Genomic DNA, 17,242 nt, shown 5'->3' on the forward strand with positions numbered 1-17,242 from the left:
GCACCAGTTCTCCGTGTTCCGAAGGCGCGACCTGGGACAGCCGCATGCGCCCGGCCTTCGTGAAGGACGGGCGCACGGCGAAAGCGGGTTGTCAGCGGTGTTCGACCACTTTTTCAAAGCTGATGGCGTCCGCGGCGCCGCCGAACTCGTCGGCGACCTCGCCGGCCACGTCGTCGGAGGAGCCATGCGCGCCTTCGGCGGCCATCGCGGCGTCCGCGGCGGCCAGCGGCTTGCGGCCGGTGGTCAGGACGAGCACACCGATGATCACGGCGACAGCGCCGATCACGAACGGGACGTGGATGTTCCAGTGGTCGACCATCTTGCCGGCGGCGTAGGGGGCGAGGCCGCCGCCGATGAAGCGGACGAAGCCGTAAGCGGCGGAGGCGACCGGCCGCTCGACCGGCGAGACCAGCATGACGGCCTGGGTGGTCAGCGTGTTGTTGATGCCGGCCACGACGCCGGAGGCGATCACGCAGGCGATGACCACCCAGCGGTTGGCGGTGAAGATCCCGATCAGCAGGATGAGTACGGCGAAGACGGTCAGGGCGCCGTACAGCGAAGGTGCTGTTCCGAATTTGCGTTGCAGCCATGGTGCGCCGGTGATCGAGAAGAAGGCGAGCAGCAGGCCCCAGGCGAAGAAGACGAAGCCGAGCTGGATGGCGCTCAGTTCCATCGGGTACGGCGCGAAGCCGAGCATCGTGAAGAAGCCCCAGTTGTACAGCAGTGCCGTGATGCCCATCGTCAGCAGGCTGCGGTGCCGCAACGCCTTGATCGGTTCCATGATCGAGGTTTTGCGGGCGGGTGTGGGCAGCGGCTCGACCAGAGTGATCGTGGCGAGCAGGGCGATCGCCATCAGGACGGCGACACCGAAGAACGGCCCGCGCCAGCTGATGTCGCCGAGTAGTCCACCGATCAGCGGGCCGGCCGCGATGCCGAGGCCGAGCGCGGCCTCGTAGAGCACGATCGCGCCGGCGAAACCACCGGTGGCCGACGCGACGATGAGGGCGAGGCTGGTGGCGATGAACATCGCGTTGCCCAGGCCCCAGCCGGCGCGGAAGCCGACGATTCCGTTGATCGAGTCGGACAGACCGGCGAGCGCCGCGAACACGACGATGAAGGCGAGTCCGGTGATCAGGGTGGCTTTGGCGCCGATGTGGCTGGAGACAAAGCCGGTGAACAGCATGGCGACCGCGGTGACCAGTAGATAGCTGGTGAACAGCAGGCTCACCTGGCTCGCGGTGGCGTCCAGTTTCTCGGAGATCGCCGGGAGGATCGGGTCGACCAGGCCGATGCCCATGAAGCTCACGACGCAGGCGAACGCGACCGCGAAGACCGCTTTGGGCTGTTTGAATAAAGATTGACCGGGAGCAGCACTCACCGGACCACCTCCGTGTGGAGAGGCTCGGCGGCGTTGATCATCCGAAAGAGATCGCTGTCGCCGCCGAGGATGGAAGACCAGCGGGGCCCACTGTAGGTGCATAATGAGGTTATGCAAATCCCGGAGGGGGAGAGTCGTGGATCACAGCTGCTGCCGGTGCTCAGCCGGCTGGGACGCCTTCTGCGCGAGATCGAAGGGCCGGACTATCCGAGTTCGGTCGCGACCGCGGTGCTGCGCAAACTGACCGACGAGGGCCCGGGCCGGGTGACCGACCTGGCGCGGCTGACCCGCGTCTCGCAGCCCGGCATGACCCAGCTGATCGGCCGCCTCGAGAAAGCCGATCTGGTCCGGCGGGTCCCCGACCCCGACGACCGGCGCGGCGTGCTGGTGGAGGTCACCGAGGCGGGCCGGAAGCTGCTGAACCGCACCTATGTGCATTACGCGGCCGTGCTCGACGAGATGTTCGAGCAGTTGAGCCCGGATGACAGCGACGCCGTCATCCGGGCTCTGCCGGCCCTGGCCCGCCTGGCCCAGGCCGGTGAGGAGAGGCGTTCAGGACCGGCTCGGTAAGCCTCGTCCGCGGGCCCGGCGCCGGCTTCCGGGCGCCTCGTCGTCGGCGGCTGCCGCGACCATCCACTTTGCTTGATCGGCGTTGATCGACAGTGGTGGTTCCTCAACTACCCGCCGAGGAACTAGGAACTTTCCCGAGCCCTCCGCAGGGGCACCCCGCCACGGTTGTGAGGTGCCCCTGCGTTGTGCCGGCTCACCACATCGCGGCCGGCGATGGCCCGGCGGTCTGCGGGCAGAGCGTCTCCGCGGGGCGGTGCCGCGCTGAAGTGGTGGTCCGCTATCAGCAGGCCAAGAGGCTGAGGCCGCTGTCGGTGGAGGCGGCGGCCTCGTCGAGGTGTTGTTCGTCGTCGCGGTCTTCGGCGGTCAGTTGCTGCAGATCGAGAATGTCCTGCATGGTGGTGCTCCTTTCGGTGCTGGTTGTGATGGTCCGGCCGGTGCCGGCCGGAGGCTGGTCAGGGGAGTCAGGAGCGGTAACGCCGGACGGTGGAGGCCGGCCAGGGCGAGCAGGACACCCGCGGTTCCGGTGTGCACGTCCATGGACAGGCGGCGCAGAGTGGTCCCGGGGTAGGCGACGCCACCGGCGTATCCGACGGCGTGCAACCGCAGATCGGTGAGGTGCCGGTCGACGGCGGCGGCCCGGCGCGCGGGATCGGTGGTGAGGGCGGCCTGGGCGATGAGTAGTCCGGCCCGGCCGGTGAGGAGTCCCGGATAGATGGTGAAAGCGGTCTCGCAGGCCCGCAGCAGCCGCGGCAGTTGTCCGGTGGCGGGCGTGTCGGGAAGGTGGCGCGCCAGCCGCGCCGCGACGAGCGCGAGGCCGGCGCTGCCGTGCCACAGGTAGGGCAGCGTGCGGCTGCCGTCGAGGACTTCCAGGCCGTGGCCGGTGTCGACGCATCCGGCCAGCGCCTGCTCCATCGCCTGTCGCGCCCGGGTCAGCCAGCGGGTCTCGCCGGTGACCTCGTGGAGCCGCAGGAAGGTGAGCGCGACGCCGGCGGCGCCGGTGAACAGGCCCGGCGGCAGGCCGGCCGGGTCGAGGTCGTGGGCTAGCGCGGCGGCGCGGTCGGTGAGGCGCTGGTCTCCACGATCGGTGCCGAGGTCGAGCAGTACCAGTGCGGCCCCGGCACGCCCATCGGTCAGATCGGCGCCGGTGACGTCGCGGTCGGGTATGCGGGACAGGATGGTCTCGGCGTGATCGGGTGCACCGAGCAGATGCAGGGTCCAGGCCACGCCGTGCGTGCCGGTCCAGAATCCCGGCCGCTCAGGTGGGGTGTCGTCCAGACGGGAGTACAGCCACTGACGGTACCGTGGCGGGACGGGTTCGCCGGCGGTGCTCAGCGCGAAGAGGACCCCACAGGCGCCGTAGCCGAATCCGAGTCCGCCGCTGGTGGCCTGTTCGACGTCACCGGGGAACAACCGATCGCCGCGCTGTGGTGTCGCGCTGGCGTGCAGCGCGCGGACCAGCACGGCCTGCAGGCGACCCGGGTCGGTGGGGGCGTCGACGGGCGCGGCGCGGTAACGGCGCGGCCCGGCCCGCAGGGTGTCCCGAAGCGCCTCGAGTGCCGGCCGGGGTACGTCGTAGCGGCGGTGCGCCCAGGCCAACTGCCGGTCGCTCACCGGGGGCACGAGTTCGTCCATCGCGACCAGTGGTAGCCACAGCCACCACCGGATCGCCGCCAGTGCGTACTCGTCGATGGCAGCCCCGCCCAGGTGCGCGGGGCTGCGGAAGCCGGGTGCGCCCAACCCGGGCCGGCGCTCGGAGTCGGTGACCGGAAATGCTGTCTCGGCGTCGATCAGCGTGGGCTCGTCGTGCTCGTCGACGAGGACGTTGCGCGGGTGCAGATCACCGAAGATCCAGCCGCGCTCGTGCATACCGGCGATCACCGCGGACAGCCGGTCCGCCAGCGCGGTGGCCCGCTTCGCGTACGCGAGGAGCTCGGCGGCGCCGGCGTCGGCGTGCAGCGGACAGTTCGCCGCCATCCACCGGCCCAGATGCACGCCGGGCACGTGCCGCATCGCCATGAAGGTGTGCTCCCAGGCGGTGAACAGGTCGTACACCTGGGGCACGCCGGGCAGCCCGGCCAGCCCGGACCACACCCGGTACTCGTGACGCAGTCGCTGCACGGCGTCGACGCCCCGAGCATCCAGGCCGGCGTGCGGGCGGCCCTCCTTGAGCACGACCGGCAACCCGTCGGTGTTCCGGTACGCCTGGTACACGCCGCCTCCGTTGGAGAAATGCAACGCCTTGACCACCCGGTACGGCAGCTTCTCCCCGCCTGCCCGTGCCGCCACATGCGGTGCGAGCACGTCCGGCATGCTCACCCAGTCCGGGACGGTGAACGCCGCGGTGCGCGGGTCCGGCACCAGGATGCCGTCCGGCCGGCGGACCGCCGCGACCCGTCGACCGTCACTGATCACCCACATCGGCCGGAATCCGCCGTAGCGTACGTACAGTGGCCCTTCTCCGATCCGCAGGTCACTGAGCACGTAGGCCCCGGGCATACCCGCCAGCTTCGTCTGGAGAGCATCGAGCGTTGCGGTCAACGCGTCTTCGTCGGGCGGGTAGACGGTCACGAACTTTCCGCTGGCCTCACGAGGCGCGTACTTGCCGTTGCGGCGCAACAACTCCGTCGGCGAGATCAGATGCTTGAACGCCGCCGCCTCCCGCACGCAGTAGCTGCGAACCACCTGCAGCACCTCTACCGCTGTGCCGCTCGTCGCCGAAACGTGAATCTTCCAGCCCTGCTCCGGCAACACACATCCCGCCGGCGTCAGCTGCCGCCACTCGCCCTGAACGCGACAGTCCCATCCCTCGGGCGCAGGCGCCAAGGCGGCGTAACCGTCTCCACAGCCACCCGGTTCCGACGCTACGGGTATGTCGAAAAATGGTCCCGGTGCCTCACAAGCACGGTCATAACGGACATCCACATCAGGTAGCTAAGCAGATTCCGAGCAGGTAACACGCGTCAATGGCGTTCAACCGCCGTGGGCGCTGCACGAACGATCGAACCTGCAATCGCTGGCTGCCGCTCACCCGTGCTTTCCGGCGTCGCTGCGGGCCGAACTCATCGCGGCGTCCGTCGCCGGCCGGCTCGCTGGGCCTCACCGCGACCTGATGCTCTCCTTACCCGGCTCTTACATCGACCGCCTACGTTGCCCGCATGACCGACCGTCGTGCCCTGTCCCACCTGCTGCGCCGTCTCACTTTCGGGCCCACCTCCGCCGAGGTCGACGCCGCCGTGCGGGCCGGCTATGACGCCACCCTGACCGGTCTGTTACGTTCCGCGCCGCTGCCGGCACCACCCGATCTCGGCGCCGACCCGGTCGCCCGTCTTCCCACCGGCGCCGGCCGTGATCAGCGCCAGGCGGCGCGCCGCGAACAGAGTGAGCAGGTCACCGCCTTGACTCGCTGGTGGCTGGCGCGGATGGCCGGCCCCGGGGCGGCGGAGAAGCTCACCTTCTTCTGGCACGGGCACTGGGCGACCAGCGTCCGCAAGGTCCGCTCGGCGCAGCTGATGCTGACCCAACAGCAAACCCTGCGACGGTACGGCAGCGGCGACACCGGTCCGCTGGTGCGGGCGATGGTGCGCGACCCCGCATTGATCCTCTGGTTGGACGGGCAGAAGAACATCCGCCGCGCCCCGAACGAGAACCTGGCCCGCGAGCTGATGGAACTGTTCACCCTCGGACTCGGCGCCTACACCGAGAACGACGTGAAGGCCGGCGCCCGCGTGCTCACCGGCTGGCAGGTCGACCGGGCTACCGGCGTCGCGACCCTGGCTCCGAAACGCCACGACGACCGGCCGGTCACCCTGCTCGGCCGGACCGGTGCCTGGGATGTCGACGCGTACGCCGATCAGCTTGTCCGTCATGAGGCCCACCTGCCGTTCCTGGCCGGCCGGCTGTGGGTGCGCTACGCCGCGGCGACCGGCCCGTCCGCGGACACTGTGGCGCGTATCGCCGCCGCAGGCCGCAACACGACCGCGCTACTGAGCGCCCTGTGCCGCGACCCGGATTTCGCCGCCACCGACGGACGCCAGGTCAAACAGCCCGTCGAATGGCTGATCGGCGCGCTGCGCCAGCTCAGCGTGAACGTCGCCGGCCTCGGCGAGCAGCCCCAGCAGCGCCTGATGAAGATCTTGCGCGGGCTCGGCCAGGTGCCGCTGCGACCACCATCGGTGGGTGGCTGGCCGGCCGGCGAGGCCTGGCTGACCACAGCCACGACCCTGGCCCGGCTGCAGGCCGCGCAGACCGTTGCCGCGCTGGCGCCCGCGGCCGCCGACCGGCTCACCGGCGCCGACCGGATCGAGGCACTGGCCGACCTGCTGGTCGTGAACACCTGGACCGCCGGTACGCGTGAGGCGCTCCAGTCGGCGAAGGATCCGCTCCGGCTGCTCGCCCTCGGCCTGAGCAGCCCCGAATACGCCGTGCACTGAGGAGAGCCCCTGATGGACACCGTCACCCGTCGCCGCTTCCTGATCGCCAGCGGGGTCACCGGCGCCGTAGCCCTGGCAGCCGGAGCCACCGCCTACACCCTCGACGACATCCTCGCCACGTCCGTGGACCGCGACGACACCGCGAAAACGCTGGTCCTGGTCACCCTCTACGGCGGCAACGACGGCCTCAACACCGTCATCCCGTACGCGGACCCGGCGTACCGGACAGCCCGGCCCGGCATGGCCTACAACCCCGCCACGATCCTGCGACTGGACGGCGAATACGGCCTCAACCCGGGCCTGACCGGCCTGCACCGGCTCTACCAGGACGATCGGCTGGCCGTGATCCAGGGCGTCGGCTATCCGCGCCCGAACCGCAGCCACTTCCAGTCGATGGACATCTGGCAGACCGCCCAACCCGACCGGCCCGGCGCCACCGGCTGGCTAGGGCGGTGGCTGGACACCACCGGCGGCGACCCGCGCCTGGCCGTCTCCTTCGAACCCGCCCTGCCGCCGCTGCTGGCCGGCGCCACGAGCGCCGGCGCGACCGTCCCCGGAGGCGAACTCGCCCTGCCCGGCGGCGTCCAGCCTGCGACTATCGAGCGGCTGTCCAGGCCGGAGCTTACGGCGTCGCCGGCCCTGGCGCGGGCCGCGGGCTGCTTCGCCGACCTGATGCGCGTACAGGACATGCTGCGCAGCGTCGAGGAGGGTGCCGGCGAGGAAGAGAACGACGACGGCGAGGCCCCGACGGCGACGGCCACCGGCGGTGCCGCTCCACCGCTCGACCGGCAACTGGCGCTGGTGGCCCGCTGCATCGAGGGCGGCGCGGCGACCCGCGTCTACTCGGTGTCGCTGGGCGGCTTCGACCTGCACGCCGACGGCAAGGACTCCCAGCAGGCGCAGCTCACCCGGCTCGACCAGCCGCTCGCCGCCTTCGCCGACCGGATGGCCGGCCGGGGTGTCGTGATCGCGGTCTACTCCGAGTTCGGGCGGCGGGTCCACGCCAACGCCTCCGACGGCACCGACCACGGCACCGCCTCGACCATGTTCCTGCTCGGCGACGGCGTCCGCGGCGGCCGGCACGGCGAGCCACCGAGCCTGACCGACCTCGACGACGGCGACCTGCGGCACACCGTCGACTTCCGCGACGTCTACGCCACCCTGCTGGCCGGGGTGCTCGGCAGCGACCCGGGCCGGTCACTCGACGGCTGGTCCGGACGCCTGGAGGGTGTCCTCGCCTGAGTATCCTGCCCAGAGGGGGTGCCGGGCCGTGAGCACCGGCCCCGGCGCCCGGGTGCGGGGTGGACCGGGCGAGGCCCGTTGTGGTGATCCGAGCCGCTGCGCGGGTCTGGTGGGCGTTGCCCAGCGTTCCGTCGCCGTGGTTTGCCACTCAGGCGTCGGCCGGTTTCGTTGTAGTGAATGGTGTAGTCCACGCCGTCCTTGATGGACCGCTCCTGGCCGGCACTGAGCACTGTCAGGTGTTGCTGCGGTAGTCGCGGGGTGGGGTGCCGGTGTGGCGGTGGAAGGCGCGACTGAAGTCGGCCGGACGGCCGAAACCCCAGCGGCGGGCGATGGTGGCGATAGTGAGGTGGTCGAGGCGGTGGTCGGCCAGGTCGCGGCGGGCCCGGTCCAGCCGACGGGCGCGGATGTGGGCGGCGACGCCGGCGGGGTGGTGCTGTTGGAAGAGGCGGTGCAGGTAGCGCTGGGAGATCCGGTGGGCGTCGGCGATCGTGGCGGGTCGCAGCTCCGGGCGATGCAGATTGTTCTCGATAAAGGCGATGATCCGCAGGTAGAGGGTGTACGTGGGGGAGCGCAGTGGCGGGTTCTCCCGCTCCAGATGGTGGGCGAGCACGGCGGTCGTCAGGTCCAGGGCGATGGTTTCGAGGCGCCGCGCGTCGCGTTCGATGTATTGGGTGCGGCCGTCTGCCAACGAGGTGAGGAAGGCCGCGAGGAGGCTGCCGATGCCTACGTTCCCGGGCAGCGAGGTGGCACAGAGGCCGGCCACTTGACGGGTGGGCAGGGGCAGCAGTCGCCGGGGGAACTGCAGGTGTACCGCCTCCGCCAGCGAGGTTGCGCTGACGATCGCCTCGAACGGCTGGGAGCTGTCGTAGATCACGAGGTCGCCGCGGCCGAGCATGGCGCTGGCGTCGTTCTGCTCGATGCCCTGCCGGCCGGCCCGGATGATACCGACCTGGTAGCACTCCGGGTCGGACTTGCGGATCTCCCGCGACGACCGCCGTGCCACTAGAGAGGTGTAGGACAGGGACGTGACCTGCGCATTGCCGAGCGGCATGGACCGGAGACGGCCGGTGAAGGCCTCCGGGTCCGGGCTGTCGATCGCTGTCGGTGCCAGCGAAGCGGCGGTGATCTCACGCCAGGCTTCCAGGCGTTCTCGTGCGGCGATCGTGGCGCTGTCGAACACAGTGAGCATGGCTCCCCGCTTCCCCGACATCCCCTCAAGGATAGCCAAACCTGTCGATATGCGCTGTCTGCGTAGGACTGTGCGCTCGACGACAACGACGGGGCCAGGCATCCGGGCCCAGACTGAACCGATCGCACCTTGACACGGGAGGCAATAGGATGCGGACTAGTAGATTTGGGCGGCTGATGATCGCTGCGATCCTGGCTGGAACGTCGATGGCAGCGGCCGGCCCCTCGGCGGCGCATGCCGCGTCATCGCAGCGCCTGCTCCTGGACGGGCCGTTCTACCTCATCAATGCCAATGGCAAGTATCTAGGGGCTGATGGAACCTGGCTCCGCCTGTACGGCAGCGGCGGCGGCAATCGCTACTTCAATACGGTTCCTGATCGGGGTTACGTTACTTTTGAACACAACGACTCCAAGAAGAACATCGGTACCGTCTACAACGGCACCTCCAGTGGGACACGAGTCTTCTTAGCCAATCCGTCCGGCAGTGGAACGCAGGACTGGAGTGCCGTTCCGTTCGGCGGCGGAACCGAATTCTTTGCGCTTCAAAACCTTTCCGCTATTGGGAAGTGCATGGGGATTTCGGGCGGCAGCAGCGGCACCGACATAGCCATCTTCCCGTGCGACCGGGCGCCTAACCAGCAGTGGAGGTTGCAGCGGGTACGGTGACGAGATTGCGACGGCTCGGGATGACAGGTCGTCATTTCGCGTAGGTGCCCGAAGAGCGTGCGGAACTTGGCCCGGCGGGTGAGGGACTCCTGCGGCTCGGTCGTCGAGCCGCAGCGAGTCTCCACCGTCGGATTCGTCAGCTCGCGACGTAGTCCTTGAATACGTGGACGCCGTCGAAGGCGCCGTCGTCGTTCGACCGGTTCGTGTTGAAGTACAGCTTGCCGCCGCTGATCCCCACGCCTTCGATCTCGAACATCGAGTATGTCGAGGACGTGATCCGGAAGGAGAGGTCGTCGGCCGCGGGCGCGGTTCCGGTCGTCGCCGGCGACACGTTCCGGTAGACGAGCACGATGCTGCGGTTGTCCTTGGTCAGCGGGTTGTAGAGCACATCCGTGGTCTCGTCGTAGAAGAAGCCTTGAGGATCGAAGGTCGTCAGGTCCGGCACTACGGCACCGTTGACGAGGGCGCCCTCGATCTGCAGGTCGAACGCCTTGACCAGATCGATGGTCCCGGAGGAGGCGCGCAGTGGCAGGCTGCCGTTGTAGACCGTCTTGCCGCTCTTGAACATGAACGTGATCGTCGTGCTGGTGACCGAGACCCGATCGATCCCGGAGGGCGCCAGCACGGCCCCGTTGAGCCGCAACTGGTACGAACCGGCGTGGTAGTAGGTGGTGCCGTCGTAACGCAGCCGCACCAGCTGCGCGCCGTCCTTGTCCATCGTGACGATGAACATGTGGTGCTGCCCGTCGATGTCGACGATCGTGATGTCGTTTCCGTGCCCGAGCCACGTGTTGGTCGACTTGTTGTCGGTGCCGTTCGTCATCACCACTCGCTCACCGGTGGTCTTGTTGACCCGGTAGATGACGGCGAGCGTGTCCGAACCGGTGTTGGTCTTGATCGAGTAGAGATAGGTGGTTCCGGCGGCGAAGCCCTGTACCCCGGTGCAGCCGCTCGTGTCGGGCGTGCCGGCCAGATCGGTGTACGTGTTGTAGTAGGCCGCTTGTGCCGCAGCGGGCGGACCGCCGGCGATCATGGCGACCACCAGGCCACATACCACGGCGGCGCGCGACATCCTGTTCTTGGACAACGGATTCCCTTCGCTGATCGGAGTTGGCTGTTCAGCCAGGCATCGATCTTGTGCGAGTCTGTCGGGGCCGTCGAGGGATTCGGTCCGTGATCTTGAGCATCTGCCCGGCACGGCGGATGCCGCGAGCGGCGCGGCCCACCCAACCGGTCGCGATCAGGGCGAGCGCGGCCGCGTACCCGCATCGGTCTTGTGCCGGCCGACCGGGCCCGGGTCCGGGCCGCCGCCGAGGCGATGATCGAACGGGGCAGGACGGCGACCGCCGCCTGAGCACGGGGGTGGACGATGCGGCCCGCGCTCATCGGCGGTGAGTGCGGGCCGTATCTCGGCAGTGCCGGTATCAGCGCCGGCACGTGCGGCTCTCGCTGTACACGCCATTACCAGCAGTTCGACAGCGCTGGGATCAGACCATTGCGGTCGGCTGACGTTGCGGCGACGCGCTGATGCGGGTCATGGCGACGGCCGCCGCGGCCAGCCCGGCGGCGCCGCCGAGGACGAAACCGGAGGCGGGCCCGGCCAGATCGGCGAGTGCGCCACCGGCCGCCGCACCGGCCGCGGTGCCGATCGCGGTCGCGGTGGCCAGCCAGGCGAACGCCTCGGTGGCCGTGCCGGCCGGTGCGGCCCGGTCGACCATCGCATAGGAACTCGCCAGGACCGGAGCGATCATGGAACCCGCTACGGCGATCAGCACGGCGGCCGCGATCACGTTGGCCGACGTGGTGACCAGGAGCAGATGACCTACGCCCAGCGCGGCCAGCAGCAGGGCGAAGCCGCGCCCGCCGCCGGCGCCGCCGCCGAGCCGGGTGGCGACGACCCCGCCGGCCAGCGATCCGGCACCCCAGAAACCGAGCAGCAGCCCGGCGGCCGGACCAGCCGAGGCGGCCACCGCGACCTCGGTGGCGCCGAACACCACCCCGACACCGGCCAGCACGGTCACCAGGGTGCGCATTTCCGGTGCGGCGAGGGCGTTGACCTTCGCCCGCCGGGCGCCGGTGGGCCGCCAGCGACGGGAGGCCGGCGAGCAGGCGAAGAGGGCGGTAGCCACGATCAGGACCAGGCCGGCGGCGGAGAGCGCCGTGCCGGTACCGGCCAGCGCGCCCAGGCCGATGGCGAGCGGGGGCCCGGACACCCAGGTCAGCTCGGTCGCGGCGGCGTCCGCGGCGTACGCCCGGCGCCGGCTCTCCTCGGCGGGACGCAGAACCGGGATCAGCGTGCGCATACACGCCCCGACCGGCGGGGTGGTGAGCCCGATGAGAGCGGCCAGTGCGAGCAGGGCCGGCAGCGGCGTACCGGCGGGCACCATCGCCATCACGATGAGCGCGGCACCGGCGACGAACGCGGAGCTCAGCAGCACCACGGTCTGACCGCGCCGGTCGACGAGGCGGCCCAGCAACGGGCCACCCGCGCCCTGCGCGATGGCGAGGGCGCCGGCGGCCGCACCGGCCGCGGTGTACGAACCGGACAGCTGCTCGACGTGTACCAGCAGGCAGATGCTGAGGGTGGCGATCGGTAGGCGAGCGAGGATCGAGGCGGTGAAAAGCATGCTCTTACGGTTCTGCCTGACTGGTACAAAGAACAGATCCAGTGCAGCTACCGAAAAGGGGACCAGTGGAGTTCCTGCTGACCGTCTCGAGGGACCGTCCCGGAACCCTCACCGCGCAGATACAGAGCCGGATCCGCGACGCTGTCCGCAACGGGAGCCTCCGCGCCGGCGCGCCGGTGCCGTCCACCCGCGACCTGGCCCGGCAGCTGGGTGTCTCGCGCAAGGTCACCGTGGACGCGTACGCGCAACTGGCCGCCGAGGGCTACCTCGCCCTGCGGCAAGGCGCTCAGCCACGGGTCGCGCCCGGCCCGTTCCCGGACGCCGCACCAGCACCCGAGCCGGTCACCGTGCCCCCGGCCCGCTTCGATTTCCTGCCCGCACGTCCCGACGTCTCGTCGTTCCCTCGTGCCGCCTGGATCCGCTGTCTGCGCGATGCGGTCAACGAGATCACCGTGGACGACCTCGGTTACGGCGACGTCTTCGGTGTCGCGGCGTTGCGCGACGGCCTGGCCGACTACCTGGGCCGGGTCCGCGGGGTGGTGGCCGGCCGCGACCGGATCATGGTCACCAGCGGCTTTCAGCAGAGTCTGGGCCTGATCTGCCGGGCGCTGGCCGCGCGTGGTGCCCGGCGGATCGCGTGCGAGGACCCCGGCAACCGGGAGCAGGCTCGGATCGTCGCCCGCGCGGGGCTGGAGCCGGTACACGTACCGGTGGATCATCTCGGTCTGAAGGTCGACCTGCTCGCCGTGGCCCAGGCCGATGCGGTGATCCTCACTCCAGCGCATCAGCACCCCACCGGGGTGGTGCTGGCGCCGGAGCGCCGCACCGCATTGATCGCCTGGCTGCGCGCCTGCGGCGCGATCGCCATCGAGGACGATTACGACGCCGAGTACCGCTACGACCGGCCGGCGGTGGGCGCGCTGCAAGGCCTGGATCAAAACCGTGTGGTGTACGCCGGAACGCTCAGCAAGGTCCTCGCTCCCGCCCTGCGGCTCGGCTGGATGGTTCTCCCGCCGGCACTGGTCGATTACGTGCGCGAGGAGAAGCTGCTGCACGACCAGGGCACCGCCCGCATCGAGCAGCTGGCGCTCGCTCACTTCCTGCGGCGCGGCGAGCTGGACCGCCACCTGCGCCGGATGCGCCTGCGCTACCGGCGCCGCCGCGACGCGATGATCGCGGCTCTGGCCGAGTCGCTGCCGGAGGCGACCGTCCGCGGCATCGCCGCCGGACTGCACGTCACGGTGCAACTGCCGAACACCGCCGACGAGACGGACATCGCGGCACACGCCCGATCCCGCGGCATCGCCCTCGCCACCATGAGCGACTACCGCAGCGGCGGCGGCCATCCGCCCACTCTGATCCTCGGCTACTCACAGATGACCGAGTCCCGTCTGCGCTCCGGCATACGTGAACTGGCCGCCGGTATCCACAGGCCGGCGAATCGCCGGTGACCGAGTACGCCGGATCCGGAAAGAGCGTTAACAATCGACACCTTTCGAAGTGTTGTCAAGCTCTCCGAATCATGAACCCTCTTCAGAAAGCCAACTTTCGCACGTGTCGATGAAAGTTCCGTTCGAACACGTTGAAGATCTGGACCGGTACGCGAAAGGCGTCCTACGGTGACGCCCTCCACGCCTTCGCGTCAAGGGCATGCGACGCCGCACGGCCTCCTCAAGGGACCTCCGGCGTCAGCGGATCCACCTCCGCAGCCCCGAGCGCCTCCATCCCACGAGGAGCACGGATGCTCAAACGGCCGTACCGGAAAGTCTTCTTGTCGCTTCTGACCCTCGGCCTCGCCGCCACCGCGGGCGCGCTGACCGCCCCGCCGGCACACGCCGCACCACCCCCGCAGGAGCCGGGAGTGACGCTGCGGGTCTTCGATGTACAGACCCCGCTGGACAAGATCTGCACCTTGAAGCCCGCCCAGACCCCGAACATCGACAAGCTGATGCCGACCATCGCCTGGTCCGGTGGGGACTTCGGTATCGAGGACAACTTCGTCGCGCAGGTGCTCGGCAACGTGACGGTCCCGGCCGCCGGCGCCTACACGTTCCGGTTGACCAGCGACGACGGCTCCCGGCTCTCCGTCGCCGACACCCTGGTGATCAACCACGACGGCCTGCACGGAGCGACGGCCAAGGAGGGCGCGATCACCCTGGCCGCCGGCATCCACCCGCTGCGGATCGACCACTTCGAACGCGGCGGCGGGCAGACCCTCACCCTGGAATGGCGCGCGCCGGGCGCGACCGCTTTCACGGTGGTGCCGAACTCGGCCCTGAGTACCGACGCCGGCGTCGTACGGGTGACGGCTCCCGGCCGCAAGGAGTGCGAGAGCGCCGGCGACAGCCCGGGTGACGGTCTACCGCTGACCGGGGTGCACCCCGGCTACGATCTGACCAACCTGCGGCCCGGGACCTTCCAGCCCAAGGTCACCGGAATGGACTGGTTCCCCGACGGCCGGCTCGCCGTCCTCACCTGGGGCGGCGCGGACGACTCGGGCACCTCGTCGGCGGGCGAGGTCTTCATCCTCGGCAACGCGACCGGCACCACGAGCCCGGGCAACGTGACGGTCAAGAAGGTAGCCGGTGGACTCAAGGAGCCGATGGGCCTCAAGATCGTCGACGGCGTGATCTACGTGTCGGAGAAGGCCCGGCTCACCCGGCTCGTCGACACCACGGGTGACGAGGTGACCGACCAGTACCAGAGCGTCGCGACCTGGCCGTACGGCGGGAACTTCCACGAGTTCGCGTTCGGCCTGCTCTACGAAGCGCCGAACTTCTACCTCAACCTGTCGGTGTCGATCAACTACGGCGGCAACACCACCAGCCCGCAGCCCGCCGCCAACCGCGGCACGACCATCAAGGTCAACAAGGACACCGGCGCGGTCTCCTACGTCGCCGGCGGCCTGCGCACCCCGCACGGGATCGGCTGGGGACCGGAGAACGGCCTGTTCGTCACCGACAACCAGGGCGGCTGGCTGCCCTCCTCCAAACTGCTGCACATCAAGCAGGACCGCTTCTTCAACCACTACACGACCCCGCCCGGCCCGTTCGACGCCAAGCCGGTCACCGCACCGGTGCTGTGGATGCCGCAGAACGAGATCGCCAACTCGCCCAGCACACCGGTGCTGGTCAAGGAGGGCGTCTTCGCCGGGCAACTGCTGATCGGCGACGTCACCTACGGCGGCATCCAGCGCGCCTACCTGGAAAAGGTCAACGGCGAGTACCAGGGCGCCCTGTTCCGGCTCACCCAAGGGCTGGAAGCGGGCGTGTCGGAGCTCAGCATCGGACCCGACGGCGCGATCTACGCCGGTGGCCTCGGCGCCGGCGGCAACTGGGGACAGACCGGCAAGCTCAGCTACGGCCTGCAGAAGCTGAGCCCCAACGGCAAGAACACCTTCGACATCCTGGCCATGCGCGCGAAGAACGGCGGCTTCGAACTCGAATACACCAAGCCGTTGTCCACCGAGACGGCCAACGCGCTGGCGGCACGATACGTGGTCAAGCAATGGCGCTACCAGCCCACCGCCGGCTACGGCGGCCCCAAGATCGACGAGCAGGTTCTGAACATCACCTCCGCCGGCGTGTCGGCGGACCGTAAGAAGGTCACCCTGGCCATCGACGGCCTCAAGGCCGGGCATGTGGTGTACGTACGATCGCCGCGCCCGTTCTCCGCCGACACCGGCGAAACGCTCTGGAGCACCGAAGCCTGGTACACCCTCAACTCGCTGACCAGCGGCCCGCCGCCGATCGGCAACACCTACCAGGCGGAGAACGCCGGCCTGTCCGGTAGCGCCGGCGTGGCCACCAACCACACCGGATACACCGGCTCCGGCTTCGTGGCCGGCTACGGCACCGTGGGCGCGACCACGACGTTCACCGTCAACGTCGCCGCGGCCGGCACCTACGACGTGGCACTGCGCTACGCCAACGGGCCCAACCCCTTCACCGGCACGAAGAAGATCAGCGTGTACGCCAACGGCGCCAAGATCGCGCAGACCAGCCTGGCCGACACCGGCGCCTGGGCGAACTGGACCACCAAGACCGAGAGCATCCCGCTCAACGCCGGCGCGAACACCATCGCCTACCGGTACGACACCGGCGACGACGGCCACGTCAACCTGGACGCCATCACCATCAGCGGCGGCGCCGGACCGATCACCGGCATCGCGGGCAAGTGCCTGGACGTCAGCAACAGCGGCACCGCCGACGGCACCAAGATCCAGCTGTACACCTGCAACAACAGCAACGCCCAGAAGTGGAGCCGGGCCGGCACCTCGTTCCGCGCCCTCGGCAAGTGCCTGGACATCGACAACGGCGGCACCGCCAACGGCACCAAGGTGCAGCTCTGGACGTGCAACAACTCCGCGGCGCAGGTGTGGCAGCCGCAGTCCAACGGCTCGATCCTCAACCCGCAGTCCGGCAAGGTGCTGGACGCGCTCAACGGCAGCTCCGCCGACGGCACCCAGGCCCACATCTGGGAGTACGTGGGCGCGGCCAGCCAGCACTGGGTGCTGGGTGGTGGATCCGGCGTGGTCGTGCTGTTCGACGGCGACGACCTGCAGTCCTGGCAGAAGTCCGACGGCACCGCGGCGAGCTGGCCGCTGTCCGGCGGGTCGATGGAGGTCCTCGGCGGTGACATCCGCACGAGGCAGACCTTCACCGATTTCAAGCTGCACGTCGAGTACTGGCAGCCGAACCTGCCGTCGAACGTGACCGGCCAGCAGCGCGGCAACAGCGGCGTCTACCTGCAGGACCGCTACGAGCTGCAGGTGCTGGACTCGTACGGCGACACCACGCTCGCCAACGACGAGGCCGGGAGCATCTACCTGAAGAAGGCACCCGACAGCAACGCGGCCGCGGCGCCGGAGACCTGGCAGACCTACGACATCACGTTCCGGGCGGCCCGCTTCAACAGCTCGGGCGCGAAGACCGAGAACGCCCGCGTGACCGTCGTGTGGAACGGCGTCACCGTCCACAACGACGTGGCGATCGACGGGCCCACCGGCGGGGGAGCGGCCGAGAACGCCACGCCCGGTCCCATCCGCCTGCAGGATCACGGCGACGCGGGCGCGAACGTGCGATACCGCAACATCCGCATCGAGCCGCTCGGCTGACCTCCACCACGCGGTGCCGGGACGA

Annotated in this window: 11 protein-coding genes; 6 read left to right on the forward strand and 5 right to left on the reverse strand. The window is 69.6% G+C overall.

The window, feature by feature from the left end:
- Positions 1–91: 91 nt before the first annotated feature.
- Positions 92–1,378: an MFS transporter gene (locus IEZ13_RS39915; protein WP_229795628.1), complete on the reverse strand. Its 1,287-nt coding sequence runs from the start codon at positions 1,376–1,378 to the stop codon at positions 92–94.
- Between the two features lie 111 nt (positions 1,379–1,489).
- Here IEZ13_RS39915 and IEZ13_RS39920 point away from each other — a divergent pair, with 111 nt between their 5' ends.
- Positions 1,490–1,948, forward strand: coding sequence for a MarR family winged helix-turn-helix transcriptional regulator (locus IEZ13_RS39920; protein WP_183226769.1), 459 nt, complete (start codon positions 1,490–1,492; stop codon positions 1,946–1,948).
- 363 nt (positions 1,949–2,311) lie between these two features.
- On the opposite strand, the gene lanKC is transcribed toward IEZ13_RS39920, so the two are convergent.
- Complete coding sequence (gene lanKC, locus IEZ13_RS39925) at positions 2,312–4,870, reverse strand: class III lanthionine synthetase LanKC (protein ID WP_229795629.1); 2,559 nt, start codon at positions 4,868–4,870, stop codon at positions 2,312–2,314.
- A gap of 233 nt (positions 4,871–5,103) precedes the next feature.
- On the opposite strand from lanKC, the gene IEZ13_RS39930 reads away from it, so the two are divergent.
- Together IEZ13_RS39930 and IEZ13_RS39935 are read left to right on the forward strand one after the other, a co-directional pair.
- The gene (locus IEZ13_RS39930) at positions 5,104–6,378 is read left to right on the forward strand and encodes a DUF1800 domain-containing protein (RefSeq protein ID WP_183226771.1); all 1,275 of its coding nucleotides are present in this window, start codon (positions 5,104–5,106) and stop codon (positions 6,376–6,378) included.
- 12 nt (positions 6,379–6,390) lie between these two features.
- Positions 6,391–7,620, forward strand: coding sequence for a DUF1501 domain-containing protein (locus IEZ13_RS39935; RefSeq protein ID WP_183226772.1), 1,230 nt, complete (start codon positions 6,391–6,393; stop codon positions 7,618–7,620).
- Between the two features lie 232 nt (positions 7,621–7,852).
- Here the strand turns inward: IEZ13_RS39935 and IEZ13_RS39940 are convergent, their stop codons facing one another.
- Positions 7,853–8,809 carry an AraC-like ligand-binding domain-containing protein gene (locus tag IEZ13_RS39940; protein ID WP_183226773.1) on the reverse strand — a complete coding sequence of 319 codons (957 nt, stop codon included), beginning with the start codon at positions 8,807–8,809 and terminating at the stop codon, positions 7,853–7,855.
- Positions 8,810–8,985: 176 nt separating this feature from the next.
- Here IEZ13_RS39940 and IEZ13_RS39945 point away from each other — a divergent pair, with 176 nt between their 5' ends.
- Positions 8,986–9,474 carry an RICIN domain-containing protein gene (locus IEZ13_RS39945; protein ID WP_183226774.1) on the forward strand — a complete coding sequence of 163 codons (489 nt, stop codon included), beginning with the start codon at positions 8,986–8,988 and terminating at the stop codon, positions 9,472–9,474.
- Positions 9,475–9,610: 136 nt separating this feature from the next.
- On the opposite strand, the gene IEZ13_RS39950 is transcribed toward IEZ13_RS39945, so the two are convergent.
- Both IEZ13_RS39950 and IEZ13_RS39955 read right to left on the reverse strand, forming a co-directional pair.
- On the reverse strand, positions 9,611–10,561 hold the full coding sequence (locus IEZ13_RS39950; RefSeq protein WP_229795631.1) for a hypothetical protein: 951 nt from the start codon (positions 10,559–10,561) through the stop codon (positions 9,611–9,613).
- A 400-nt stretch (positions 10,562–10,961) separates the two neighbouring features.
- The gene (locus IEZ13_RS39955; protein WP_183226775.1) at positions 10,962–12,101 is read right to left on the reverse strand and encodes an MFS transporter; all 1,140 of its coding nucleotides are present in this window, start codon (positions 12,099–12,101) and stop codon (positions 10,962–10,964) included.
- 65 nt (positions 12,102–12,166) lie between these two features.
- On the opposite strand from IEZ13_RS39955, the gene pdxR reads away from it, so the two are divergent.
- Together pdxR and IEZ13_RS39965 are read left to right on the forward strand one after the other, a co-directional pair.
- The gene (gene pdxR / locus IEZ13_RS39960; RefSeq protein ID WP_183226776.1) at positions 12,167–13,552 is read left to right on the forward strand and encodes a MocR-like pyridoxine biosynthesis transcription factor PdxR; all 1,386 of its coding nucleotides are present in this window, start codon (positions 12,167–12,169) and stop codon (positions 13,550–13,552) included.
- Between the two features lie 290 nt (positions 13,553–13,842).
- Positions 13,843–17,217 carry a 3-keto-alpha-glucoside-1,2-lyase-like domain-containing protein gene (locus tag IEZ13_RS39965; RefSeq protein ID WP_183226777.1) on the forward strand — a complete coding sequence of 1,125 codons (3,375 nt, stop codon included), beginning with the start codon at positions 13,843–13,845 and terminating at the stop codon, positions 17,215–17,217.
- Positions 17,218–17,242: the final 25 nt, after the last annotated feature.

The organism is Actinoplanes campanulatus (genome assembly GCF_014647795.1).
GTDB classification, from domain to species: domain Bacteria; phylum Actinomycetota; class Actinomycetes; order Mycobacteriales; family Micromonosporaceae; genus Actinoplanes; species Actinoplanes campanulatus.